Source organism: Pseudoxanthobacter sp. M-2, from assembly GCF_046156265.1.
Taxonomy (GTDB): domain Bacteria; phylum Pseudomonadota; class Alphaproteobacteria; order Rhizobiales; family Segnochrobactraceae; genus CAMDHY01.
On the sequence record NZ_JAWDIR010000033.1, the window covers coordinates 269,200 to 281,332 of the forward strand.

The following is a 12,133-nucleotide window of genomic DNA, read 5'->3' on the forward strand; positions in this document are numbered from 1 at the left end:
GGTCGGTCGACTGCGGCGGGTTCTCGCCGCGGGGCGGCTTCGGACGACAGGGATTTGGCTTCGGAGACGGCGATGAAGTCCGAGACGACGGCTGGCGAAGAGTTCTACCGCAAGGAACTGGCTGCGGAGTTCGCCCGCAACCAGGCGCTCGAGCACCAGGTCGAGCGGCTCCTCGCCGAGATCTCGAAGCTGAAGGACGAACTGGCGGCGCTGACGCGCGACGGCAAGGGCCGTTCGGCCGGTCCGAAGGACGCCGCCCGGGCGGCTCCGGAGATCACTGCAGCGCCGCCCCGGGCTGCGGACGCCGCACCCGCAGCCGCGCCGGCGCCGAAGACCCGCACGCGGACGGCCGCGGTGCCGCCCGCCCCGCCGGTGCCGCCCGAGGCCCCGCCTGCGGTTGCCGCGCCTGCTGCGGTCACGAAGGACGTCGACAAGACGAAGAAGGCGCGTCCCGACCGCGTCCTGGTGAGCAAGCTCGGCCGCTCGCACGTCAAGGAAAGCCGAAGCCCGGAGAAGCCGCCCTGCCGTCCCGCCGCGGACGGCGAGCCGCTGTTCCAGGGGACGCGGGAGTTCGCGCCGACCGAGGAACTCGCCCAGCACTCCTGGACAGTGGCGCTCGGGGCGCAGCCCACCGGCACAGCGTTCCGGCTGCGCTTCGCGGCCCGTGCGGTGGACGTCCCGGTGGTCTCGGTGCGCCTGCGCTACGCCGACGACGTGCAGCGCACGCTGCGCTTCCAGATCGACTTCCAGGCGGGCACGATCCGGCGCGCCGGCGGCCGCCTCGATGCCGAAGTCCGGGTCGCCGGGGTCAAGGCGCTCGAGGGTGGCTGGCTCCTCTGCGAGTTCGACTTCGTCGTCGGCCGCGACGAGCCGATCGGCTTCGTGCTGGTGTTCGTGGATCAGGCCAACAAGTCGCCCTGGCAGATGCAGGGCAAGCCCGGCCAGCGCTTGCTGATCGGTGCCGCCACAGTGTCGGCGCAGGCACCGGGCGGGGCCGCGGCGGATCCTTCCCCAACCGAAGACGACACCACTCCCCGCGCGCGCGTCGTCCGCCGCAAGTCGGCCGCCGCCGAGGCCGCCACGCCGGCCGGGCTGCAGATGTCCGAGCGCGACCGCACGATGACGCCGGAGACGCTCGGCGGCCGCGCGGTGACGCCCGCGCGCTGGCAGAAGCTCGCCGAGCAGCGCCTCGCCCACGAGCGCGACTTCGCCGCCTCCGGCGAGTGGGACAAGATCCTCGCGATGAAGGACATCTACAAGGGCAAGCGCGCCTTCATCCTCGGCAACGGGCCCTCGATCAACCAGCAGGACCTCACGCTGCTGCGCGACGAGATCACCTTCGTCGCCAACTGGTTCATCAACCACAAGCGGTTCCGGCGCATCAACCCGAAGTTCTACTGCGTGTCGTCGCACGAGATGTTCGGCGGATGGGGCAAGACGCCGGACCTGAACGCCGATTTCGCCCGTCTCGTGTCGGAGAAGCAGACGGAGCAGACGTTCTTCTTCTCCAATCGCTTCGCCTCCTACATGCGGGAGCTCGGTCTCGTCCCGGAGAACCGCCTGCGCAGCCTGATCTTCGATCGCCCGAAGTTCGTGATCGACGAGATCAAAACGCAGAACTACGAGCTCAACCGCTGCATGGACGACGGCTATACCGTCCTGCTGACGTTCTGCGTGCCGCTGTGCGTGCATTTCGGCATCACCGACATCTACCTTCTCGGCTGCGATTGCGACTACGGCCTGACGGCGCCGTCGGATCCGAAGGCCTACTTCTACCGCCCGGAGCAGCACACCAGCGCGACGACCTCGTTCGACAGCCTGGTGCGGATCTGGACCCCCGGCGGGCCGATCTTCCAGACCTACGAGATCGTCGCGAGAGAGGCCGAGATGCGCGGCACGCGGATGTGGAACGCCACGCGCGGCGGCCGGCTCGAGCTGCTGCCGCGCGTCGAGTACGAATCGCTGGTGTCGGGCTGATGCCGGGTCTGCGTCAGGGGTGGCGTCGGAGATGAGCACGACCGGCTCCCGCAAGGCGTCGCGCGGCCAGCGAAGCTGCGTCGCGACCGTCGTTTCAGATCCGTTCGTCTACGGCGCCATCGTCATGCTGGCGAGCTTCCGGCGCGAGAACCCGTGGTTCGACGGCGACTTCGTCATCCTGCACGACGACACCTATTCGCCGCTCTCCGCGAAGAATCGCGAGCTGATCAGCCGGGCAGCCGCCAACGTGACGTTCCACGCGGTCGATTCCAGCCGCTTCGAGCGCATCTTCCGCTTCGCCGAGGAGGTCGTGCACACGCCGAAGCGCCTGCGGGCGGCCTTCCTGATTTTGGAGGCGTTCACCCTCAGCGACTACGAGCGTGTCGTGACGCTCGACAGCGACATGATCGTGCTGGGTAGCCTGCAGCTGCTCTTCCAGCTCGAGCACGAGTTCTGCGTCGTCCGCGCCTATGACAACGTCCTCGACCTGCCGCTGCCCTACTTCAACACCGGCACGATGATGATCCGCGGCAACATGCTCGATGGCGACATGCTGGAGACGATCTCGCACTCGCTCGAAGGCGTCACCGTCAACCGCGACCACGGCAAGGCGGACCAGGCCGTCCTCAACGTCTTCTTCCGCGACAAGATCAAGACCTACCTCGACTCCCGCTACAACTTCAGCAAGCGGCTCGTGCCGACGAGCGACGTCGACGTGATGAAGTTCCTGCGCGAGCGCGACGTTCGCGTCCTGCACTTCCTCGGTGAGAAGCCTTGGAACCTGAAGATCAAGGACAGCGAGCGCGACTATCGTCGCCTCGAGGACGTCTGGCTGAAGTATTTCTTCAGCGTCGCCTCCGCCGATGCGCGATTCCGGTTCGCACGCGAGCTGATCTATCAGGAGCGGCTGCTGCGCGACCATCTCATCCAGAGCTTCGCGGCGGACAAGCCGAAGAAGGCCCTGTGGCGCGACCTCGAAGAGCAGCTCGTCCGGCGGACCTACGAGAAGCGGAGCTGATCTCTCGAGCCTGAGGGGTCGCGCCGGCCGCGCCGCTACGTCACGCTTTCGTCCCGGCGCCGCTACAGGGCGAAGGCGGTGGCGAAGGGGTGGAAGCGCACCGTCGCACCGACCTCGGCGTCGCCATCGTCGGCCGCAAGCTCCGCCAGCCCGTCGGCGGCGGCGAGCGGCAGGAGGCGCGCCGAGCCGCCGCGCCCGAGGCTCACGATACGCGGCCGTCCGTCCCCAGTGCGGCCGACGATCGCCGCCGGCAGGAATTCCGTCCGCCCCGGCCGGTGGCGGATCGGCTCGGCCGCCTCGGCCGGAAAGCCGCCACGCGACGGTGCCGCCGCCCCGGCGAGCCGGGCCACCAGCGGCCGTCCGAACAGCAGCAGCCCCACCATCGCCGCCACCGGATTGCCGGCCAGCGCCAGCACGGCGGTCTCGCCGAGGCGGCCGACGGCGATCGGCTTGCCGGGGCGGAGCGCCAGCTTGAGCGAGCGGCACGTGCCGCCGGCCTGCCGGATGGCGTCGGCGACCGCGTCCGCCTCGCTGCCGGCGACGCCGCCGGAGCTCACCACGAGGTCGAGATGGCGGGCGGCGCCGGTGAGAACGCCCGCCACCGCCTCGACGCGGTCCGCCACGGCGCCGAGATCGACGACCTCGAAGGCCGGGCCGGCGATCAGCGCCGTCAGCATCGGCCGGTTGCTGTCGACGATGCCGTTCGGTCCCGGCTCGACACCGGGCTCGACGAGCTCGTCGCCGGTCGACAGCACGCCGACGCGCAGGCGCCGCCGCACGGTCAGCCGTCCGATGCCGGCGGCGGCGAGGATGGCGAGATGCCGGGCGTCGAGCACGGTGCCGGCCCGCAGGATGACGGTGCCGGGGGCGACGTCCTCGCCGCGGCGGCGGATGTTGGCGCCGGGCTCCGGCGGCTGCGGCACCGTCAGCCGGTCACCGGTGCGGACGGTGCGTTCCTGCGCGATGACGGCGGCGACGCCCTCCGGTACCCGTGCGCCGGTCAGCACGCGGACCGCGGCGCCCGGTGCGGCGGCCACCTCGGCGGCGTGGCCGGCGGCGGCTCGGCCGATGACCCGCAGCGTTGCCGCGCCGCTGCCGAGGTCGGCGGCGTGCAGGCCGTAGCCGTCGACGGCGGCGTTGTCGAACCGTGGCAACGGCACCGTGGCAGTGATGTCGCCGGCGGCGACGCGGCCGCGGGCGGCGGCGAGCGGCACGTCGTAGACGCCGTCGACCGGCGCAACGCCGTCGAGGACGATCGCCGCGGCCGCCTCCGGCGACAGAAGCTCCGTGGCGGGAGTGAGAACACGGTGATCGTCGGCGCCGGCCGAAGGGGCGGGCGAGGCGTCGGGCGAGGCAGCGGACATCGGCGGGCTCCGGCGCACCGGCGAGACGGGGCGTCGCTCCGCTATAGTCCGGGCTTCGTGCTCGCGTCGAATCGGCTCGGCCGGGGGTGCCGCACGACCGGTCGGCGGGTGCGATTGACGAGCCTCGGCTGCCGGTGCCTGATGCCGCCGAACTCTCGATTCTACGGTGCCCGATGCCGACCCCGACCAGACAGAACCGCGTGCGGCTGCGCCGTATCCGGCACATGGACTACGACCTCGTCCGCAACGTCTCCTTCCAGTCGCTGTCGTTCTTCGGCACCATCGCGCTGCTCGTCGCCGTCGCCTTCAACATGGGCATGTTCGCCCGCTTCGGCATGCTGTTCATCTCCGTCCTCAACCCGCGGGACATGGTGATGACGGCGTTCGTGGTGATCGCCTTCCTGTCGATCTTCTACGGGGCCTCGCTCGCGCTCGTCTCCCAGGCGACGCTTGCCTACGAGATCCTGACGGTGCTGCGCCGCCGCCGGCCGAAAGGCATGATGTGGCACTTCCTCGTCGCCGCCGGGGCGAGCCTGATCATCGCCGTCCTGCTGATCGGCTTCTTCTACCGCTTCGCCACCTATCGCGGCATGACGGTACCGCCGGCCTTGCTGATCGTGCTGGCCCTCTCGCTGGTCGTCCTCGTGCTCTCGTCGGCCTTCATCACCGCGGCGAGCCGGCGGACGGTGATCGCGCTCGGTGCCCTGCACGTCGCCTCGCTCGCCTTCACCAGCGTGGTGTTCGGCAACATCGTCACCGTGATGCGCGAGAACTTCCCGAGCACCATCGTCTTCAACGACGGCAAGGAGGTGGTGGCCGGTGTAGTGCTCGTCACCAGCGACGCCGTGTTCTACCGGCTGCCGCTGGAGGGCGGCGGCTTCACCTCGCACTATGCCCGGTCGGCCGTCGTCGCCAACATTCGTCAGTGACGACCGTCTGCCGGCGGGCCGGTCCGTGGCGCAGCCGTGTTATGGCAGGCTGATGTGTAAGGCAGCGATTCGCTGCGGGCGGCCATGACCGAGCCGGCCCGCCTCATCTCGCCGGAGCGGCGCGGCGATGACGTCGACACGGCCCTGCGGCCGCAGCGTCTCGCCGACTTCGTCGGCCAGCGACGGGTCTGCGACAATCTCTCGGTGTTCGTCGAGGCGGCGCGATCGCGTGGCGAGGCGCTCGATCATGTGCTGCTGGTCGGACCGCCCGGGCTCGGCAAGACGACGCTCGCGCAGATCGTCGCGCGCGAGCTCGGCGCCTCCTTCAAGGCGACCGCCGGCCCGGTGATCGCCAAGGCGGGCGACCTCGCGGCGCTCCTGACCAATCTCGAGGACCGCGACGTCCTGTTCATCGACGAGATCCACCGGCTGTCGCCGGCCGTCGAGGAGATCCTCTATCCGGCGATGGAGGACTTCGTCCTCGACCTCATCATCGGCGAGGGGCCGGCGGCGCGTTCGGTGCGCATCGACCTCGCCCGCTTCACGCTGGTCGGCGCGACGACGCGGCTCGGCCTCTTGACGAACCCGCTGCGCGACCGCTTCGGCATCCCGCTCAGGCTCGAGTTTTACGGGATCGACGAGCTCGAATCGATCGTCCGGCGCGGCGCCGGGCTGCTCGGCATCGGCCTGTCGGACGATGGCGCCACCGAGATCGCCCGCCGCGCCCGCGGTACGCCGCGTATCGCCGGCCGGCTCTTGCGCCGCGTCCGCGACTTCGCCGCCGTCGCCGGCAGCACCGTCATCGACCGGCGGGTCGCCGATGACGCGCTGCTGCGGCTGGAGGTCGACGCCGCCGGCCTCGACACCCTCGATCGGCGCTATCTCAGGGTGATCGCCGAGAGTTTTTCCGGCGGGCCGGTCGGCATCGAGACGATCGCCGCGGCACTGTCCGAGCCGCGCGATGCGCTGGAAGAGATCGTCGAGCCGTTCCTGATCCAGCTCGGCCACGTGCAGCGGACGCCACGCGGGCGGCTGCTGACGCCTGCGGCGTTCCGCCATCTCGGGCTGACGCCGCCGGCGACCCTGCCGGCGGACCAGATGGGGCTGTTCGGCGCCGACGACTGAGGCGCGCACTTCGGCCGGGCCGGCGGCGCTGAAAGGTCCCAGGCGCGGCGCGCAACAATGGCGCGACCGCCGGCCTCAGTTGGCCGGCTCGGCCGCCCAGGCGGTGATCGCCTCGTCGATGGCGGCGGCGCCCGCCGAGCCCTTTTCGACCGTCAGGATGGCGCGGCGGCCGTTGTCGTAGAGCATCGGCAGGTCGATCCAGCCGCGGTCCTTCAGGAGCTCGAGATTGTGCGTGACGTCGGTCTCCGACGCCGACAGCGCGATCCAGAACAGACCGTCTGAGACGCGCGCCGAGGCGCCGATGAGGGCGTCGCCACGGGCGTTCTCCGTCACCTTCATGATCAGGCCGGGCAGGTTGGAGATGCCGCCGCCGGGGAACTCAACCGGCAGCTCGAAGGCGACCTCTATCAGGTGGCTCGCCGGCAGCGCGTCGTCGCGGTTGCGGCGGAAGATGATCGTCGTCGTCGCATCCCGCTCGGGCACGGCGATGGTCGCCCGCACGATCGGCTCGGGCGGCGCGCCGCCGATCGATTCGCGCACCATCTCCCACTTCACGTCGCCGTTGAGCGCCGCGCCCTTGGCACCGGCGGTCTCGCCCTCCTCGTAGAGGATGCCGCGCGACGGGCCGGTCATGCCGGCGGCCTCGGGTGTGGGCGCCGTCTCCGGCGCGTCGGCGGGTGGTGCGGTGCCGTCCGCGGGCGGGGTGCCGGCAGCGGGATCGCCAGCCGCCGAGGCCGCGGGATCGGAGGTCGGGGTCGTCTGCGGCGTGACGATGCGGGTGGTGGGAACGGCCCGGGTGTCGGCGGGGGTGTCGGTGGGCGTGCCCGCCGGGGTGCCGTTCTGGCCGTTCGCCGGCGGCAGGCGGTCCTCGTCCTTGGCGACGAGGGGCTCGCCGTTCGGCTGGGCCGGCGTCGTGGTGCGCCGCTGCACCGGCGGCTCCTCGGCGACCAGAGCCTCGACCTGGGCGAGCAGCGCGTCGCGGTAGACGTAGGCCAGCGCCGCGCCGCCGGCGACCAGCACCAGCACGACGAGGGCGGCGATCAGCGGGCCGTAGTTGCGGCGGCGCCGCTTCGGCAGCCGCAGCGGCGGCGTGTCGGCGGCGACCGGCGTCGGCCAGGCGCCATCATCGGGGTCGGTGTCCGTCGCCGGCACGACCGCGTCGCCGGTCGCTTCGTCGTCGCGATCCGCAGCCGCCTCGTCGGTGCGGCCGAGCCGCGCCAGCCGGCGCTTCTCCTTGCGGGCCTGACGCTCCTCGCGGCTGCGGCCGCGATCGTCGCCCTCGCCATCATCGGCATCGTCGCCCGTGAGCGGCGCCGCGGGTGCGAGCGGGGCTGCCGATGCGAGCGGCGGCACCGGTCGGGTCACGTCGAGGCGCGGGGCCGGCACGGCGGGGTCCGGCTCGCCGGCGCGGCGCACCGCGATGCGGGGCGCGTCGGAGCGCGTCGCGTCGTCGTCGCCGGTCGGCTCGCGGCGCATCGCCTCCAGCGGCGGTGCGCTCCTGGCGCTTGCCGGGACGTCGGCGCGAGGGGCGACAACCGGGGCGTCGCCGCGGGCTGGAACGTCGATGCGCGGCGCCGGACGGACCGGGTCGGCGCGCCGCGGCGGCGCCGGGACGCCGGCCTCGGTGGCCGGGGACTCCGATCGCGGCGGTGCCGGGGGACGGACGGGGTCCGGGCGCGGGGCAGGATCGGGGCGCGGGGCGGCGGACCGCACCGGCTCGCCGGCGTCGGCACCCGGCGCGTCGGCGCGGGGCGGCTCGGGACGATCCGGCTCGGGACGGGTGGGTTCCGGACGTGCGGGTTCCGGACGTGCGGGTTCCGGGCGGGGTGCCTCGGCGCGCGCCACGGGCGGGCGCGGCGGCTCGCGGCGCGGCTCTAGCGGAGCGGCCGGGGCCGTGGGACGCGGCGTGGCGGTGCGGGCGACGTCCGCCTCGATGCGGCGCACCGCTTCCTCGAGCGACAGGCGCTGCTTGGCGATCTCGGCCGCCGGCAACGGCGGCTGAATGGTCTCGAGCTGGCGGACGAGAGCCGCGCGCGCCTTGTCGTAGATCGCGCGCCGGCCAGCGCCGGTATTCTCGGGGAGCGCGGCCACGGCCCGCTGCAGCACGGTGTAGTAGTCTGCCATGCCCTGTCCGGTCGGTGCCCTATCGGTATCGTCCGTGCGCCGTGCCGCCTACGCGTGCCCGCCGGCTTTTTCGAGGCGGACCCATGTGAAGCGGACGACGGGTGAGGATGGTCCCGCGGCGACGGGCGCGATGCCCGGCCGAAGCAGTAACGCAGCCTAGCTCTTAGCTTTGAAACGGGTCCGCGACAAGGATGGTGTCCTCGCGCTCGGGGCTGGTCGACAGCATGGCCACCGGCGCGCCGATCAGTTCCTCGACGTGGCGGACGTACTTGATCGCCTGGGCCGGAAGTTCCGCCCAGGTGCGGGCGCCCTTCGTCGTCTCCTTCCAGCCGGCCATCGTCTCGTAGACGGGCTCGACGCGCGCCTGCGCCGACTGTTCGGCCGGCAGGAAATCGAGCTCGCGGCCGTCGAGGCGGTAGCCGACGCAGATCTTCAGCTCGTCGAGGCCGTCGAGCACGTCGAGCTTGGTCAGCGCGATGCCGTCGATGCCGGCGGTGCGCACGGTCTGGCGGACGAGGGCCGCGTCGAACCAGCCGCAGCGCCGCTTGCGGCCGGTGACGGTGCCGAACTCGTGGCCACGCTCGCCGAGGAAGTCGCCGATCGCGTCCTTCAGCTCGGTCGGGAACGGTCCCTCGCCGACGCGCGTCGTGTAGGCCTTGGTGATGCCGAGCACGTAGTCGAGCGCGCCGGGGCCGATGCCGGCGCCGGCGGCGGCCTGGCCGGCCACCGTGTTCGACGACGTCACGAACGGGTAGGTGCCATGATCGATGTCGAGGAGCGCCCCCTGGGCGCCCTCGAACAGGATGCGCCGGCCCTCGCGCCGGGCCTGGTCGAGGATGCGCCAGGTGGCGTCCATGAACGGCAGCACCTGGTCGGCGACGCTCGCGAGCTCGTCATAGAGAACGGCGGCCTCCACCTCGGGCTCGCCGAGCCCGCGCCGGAGCGCGTTGTGGTGGGCGAGCAGGCGGTCGATCTTGGCGGGCAGCGTCGAGAGGTCGGCGAGGTCGACGAGGCGGATGGCGCGGCGGCCGACCTTGTCCTCGTAGGCCGGGCCGATGCCGCGCTTGGTGGTGCCGATCTTCGTGCCGGTGGTGGCGTTCTCGCGCAGGGCGTCGAGGTCGCGGTGGACGGAGAGGATCAGCGAGACGTTGTCGGCGATCTTCAGGGTCGCAGGCGACACGGCGACACCCTGGGCCGCGAGCTTGGCGATCTCGCTGACGAGGGCGTGCGGGTCGAGGACGACGCCGTTGCCGATGACGCCGAGCTTGCCGGGCCGCACGACGCCGGAGGGCAGCAGTGACAGCTTGTAGCTGACACCGTCGATGACGAGGGTGTGGCCGGCATTGTGGCCGCCCTGGAAGCGCACGACGACGTCGGCGCGTTCCGACAGCCAGTCGACGATCTTGCCCTTCCCCTCGTCGCCCCACTGCGACCCGACGACGACGACGTTGCCCATGACGCTTTCCTCGGACGTTGCGCGCACAACGCAGCGCCGCCCGGGTGGCCGGGCGGCGTTGACGAGGCTCTATAGCGGAAAGAGGCGCGCGTTTCGAGGCGTCGTCGTCAGACCGTCGCAAACACCCGTTCCGACGGGTAGGGCTCGCGCCAGGCGTCGATGGCGTTCAGCCGGTCGTGCCAGCGCGCGACGGCCGGGTAGTCGCCGAGCGGGATCCGGGCCTCCTCGGCATAGGGCAGCGTCGCGGCGACGGCGAAGTCGGCGATCGTCGGGGCATCGCCGACGAGCCAGGCACGGCCGGCGAGATGGTCGTCGAGGACGGCTGCGAACGGACGCAGGCGGGTGGTCGCCTCCTCGACGGCGGCCCGGTCGGGGGCGCCGATGGCGAACTTCGCCTTGATAACGTGCTCGAAATATAGCGTGCCGGCGTGGCTGGAGAAGTGGTCGGCGTCCCAGCTGAGCCAGCGCATCACCTCGATCAGGCGGGCGTCGTCGGTCGGCAGGAAGTCCGATCCGGTCTTGCGGGCGAGGTAGGCCATGATGGCGTTCGCCTCCCACAGGCGGAACTCGCCGTCGGTCAGCACCGGCACCTTGCCATTGGGGTTGATGGCGAGGAATTCGGGCCGCTTGTGCTCGCCCTTGCCGAGATCGACCGGGACGAAGGTCACGGGGGCATCGAGATAGCGGGCGGCGGCGCAGGCCTTCCGCGGGTTCATGGTGTCGGAGAAGTAGAGCTTCATGGCGGGGTCTCCCTGACGGGTCGGGGGCCGACCGGGACAGTCGGTCCATTACTAAACCAAGTAGTAAAGTATGTGGCCTGAGCCACCCGAGTCAAGGACGCCTGTCGAGGGCTCGCACCGACAGCCAAAGGCAGGGGCGAACCCTCCCCCCTCGCGGGGGAGGTCGGCGGCGCAGCCGCCGGGAGGGGGGTGCCGCGCGGGAGCGCGGCGGAAAGAACCTCTGCCCCGAGCGAGCGCCGAGTTCGGGGCTCCCCCCCTCCCTATCCTCCCCCGCGAGGGGGGAGGGTTTGCGCCGTACCTTGGTCGCGCGCGCCGGACTTCGTCGCCCCGTCGTTCCGCACACTTGACCTCCGGGGCCGACCGCACCATAGTTAACTCTATGGTTAATCAAACCCACCCTTCGCTCGACCGCACGTTCGCCGCGCTCGCCGATCCGACACGGCGCGCCATCGTGGCGCGCCTCGGCGCGGAGGACGCGCTCAGCGTCAGCGAGCTCGCCCGCCCCTTCGCGATGTCGCTGCCGGCGGTGATGAAGCACCTCGACGTGCTCGGCGATGCGGGGCTGGTGTCGCGGACGAAGGTCGGCCGCACCGTCACCTGCCGGCTGGAGGCGGAGCCGATGCGCGAGGCGATGGCCTGGCTCGAGCGCTACGAGCGCTTCTGGACCGCGGGTCTCGACCGCCTGGTCGCCTTGGTCGAGGCGGACGCCGCCGCGGATCGTGCCGCCGCGCTGGCGCCCCCCGCCACCGAACCGCCAAAGGACGAGACGCCATGAGCCCTTCCCGCACCTTTGCCAGCACCTCAGCCGGCGGCCGCACCGCTTCCGGCATGCCCACTGGAGGGACGGTCGCCGACGCCAGCGCGGCCGCGGCGGGCAAGCCCAGCCTGATGCTGCGGCGTCACATCAAGGCACCGCCGGCCAAGGTCTACGACGCGTGGACGAGGCCGGAGCAACTCGCGAAGTGGTGGGGGCCGGAGGGCTCGGAGGTTGGCACCGCCGAGCTCGACGTGCGCGTCGGCGGCCGCTTCCGCATCCGCTTCGCCACGCCGGACGGCGAGCGGCACGGCGTCGGCGGTGCCTACCGCGAGGTGGTGGCGGGCGAGCGCCTCGTCTTCGACTGGGCCTGGCAGTCGACGCCGGAGCGGGTGTCGCTGGTGACGCTGCGCTTCGCCCCGGACGACGACGGCACGCTGTTCACGCTGATCCACGAACAGTTCTTCGACGAGCAGGCCCGCACCGGACACGAGCGAGGCTGGACCAGCAGCCTCGACCGGCTGGCGGCCCATCTCGAGGCCGCATCCTAGGGCGACGCGGGTCGCGCGCCGGGCCGGGCGGAACCGGCGCGGCGGCATTTACATTCCGACGACGGCGGGGATTATGGCGTCCCCGCCGGGCACCC

The 12,133-nt window shown here is 71.9% G+C and carries 10 protein-coding genes; 6 read left to right on the forward strand and 4 right to left on the reverse strand.

Going from position 1 to position 12,133, the window contains the following annotated elements; genetic code table 11:
- Positions 1-72 precede the first annotated feature (72 nt).
- The gene (locus tag RUR49_RS16300) at positions 73-1,977 is read left to right on the forward strand and encodes a hypothetical protein (RefSeq protein WP_409147443.1); all 1,905 of its coding nucleotides are present in this window, start codon (positions 73-75) and stop codon (positions 1,975-1,977) included.
- A gap of 31 nt (positions 1,978-2,008) precedes the next feature.
- Positions 2,009-2,995, forward strand: coding sequence for a glycosyltransferase family 8 protein (locus RUR49_RS16305; RefSeq protein WP_409147444.1), 987 nt, complete (start codon positions 2,009-2,011; stop codon positions 2,993-2,995).
- A 62-nt stretch (positions 2,996-3,057) separates the two neighbouring features.
- Here RUR49_RS16305 and glp read toward each other — a convergent pair whose 3' ends face one another.
- Complete coding sequence (glp, locus tag RUR49_RS16310; RefSeq protein ID WP_409147445.1) at positions 3,058-4,359, reverse strand: gephyrin-like molybdotransferase Glp; 1,302 nt, start codon at positions 4,357-4,359, stop codon at positions 3,058-3,060.
- Between the two features lie 173 nt (positions 4,360-4,532).
- Between glp and RUR49_RS16315 the strand changes: the two genes are divergently transcribed.
- Together RUR49_RS16315 and ruvB are read left to right on the forward strand one after the other, a co-directional pair.
- Entirely contained in the window at positions 4,533-5,288 is a 756-nt protein-coding gene (locus RUR49_RS16315) for a hypothetical protein (protein ID WP_409147446.1), read from the forward strand.
- 84 nt (positions 5,289-5,372) lie between these two features.
- On the forward strand, positions 5,373-6,413 hold the full coding sequence (gene ruvB / locus RUR49_RS16320) for a Holliday junction branch migration DNA helicase RuvB (protein ID WP_409147447.1): 1,041 nt from the start codon (positions 5,373-5,375) through the stop codon (positions 6,411-6,413).
- 75 nt (positions 6,414-6,488) lie between these two features.
- On the opposite strand, the gene RUR49_RS16325 is transcribed toward ruvB, so the two are convergent.
- From RUR49_RS16325 to RUR49_RS16335, 3 genes are all read right to left on the reverse strand, one after another.
- The gene (locus RUR49_RS16325; protein ID WP_409147448.1) at positions 6,489-8,537 is read right to left on the reverse strand and encodes a hypothetical protein; all 2,049 of its coding nucleotides are present in this window, start codon (positions 8,535-8,537) and stop codon (positions 6,489-6,491) included.
- A gap of 163 nt (positions 8,538-8,700) precedes the next feature.
- The gene (locus RUR49_RS16330; RefSeq protein WP_409147449.1) at positions 8,701-9,993 is read right to left on the reverse strand and encodes an adenylosuccinate synthase; all 1,293 of its coding nucleotides are present in this window, start codon (positions 9,991-9,993) and stop codon (positions 8,701-8,703) included.
- Positions 9,994-10,100: 107 nt separating this feature from the next.
- The gene (locus tag RUR49_RS16335; protein ID WP_409147450.1) at positions 10,101-10,733 is read right to left on the reverse strand and encodes a glutathione S-transferase family protein; all 633 of its coding nucleotides are present in this window, start codon (positions 10,731-10,733) and stop codon (positions 10,101-10,103) included.
- A 379-nt stretch (positions 10,734-11,112) separates the two neighbouring features.
- On the opposite strand from RUR49_RS16335, the gene RUR49_RS16340 reads away from it, so the two are divergent.
- Positions 11,113-11,508 carry an ArsR/SmtB family transcription factor gene (locus tag RUR49_RS16340; RefSeq protein ID WP_409147451.1) on the forward strand — a complete coding sequence of 132 codons (396 nt, stop codon included), beginning with the start codon at positions 11,113-11,115 and terminating at the stop codon, positions 11,506-11,508.
- Positions 11,505-12,038, forward strand: coding sequence for an SRPBCC domain-containing protein (locus RUR49_RS16345; protein ID WP_409147452.1), 534 nt, complete (start codon positions 11,505-11,507; stop codon positions 12,036-12,038). The genes RUR49_RS16340 and RUR49_RS16345 overlap by 4 nt, the downstream gene beginning before the upstream one ends.
- The last annotated feature ends 95 nt before the right edge of the window (positions 12,039-12,133 follow it).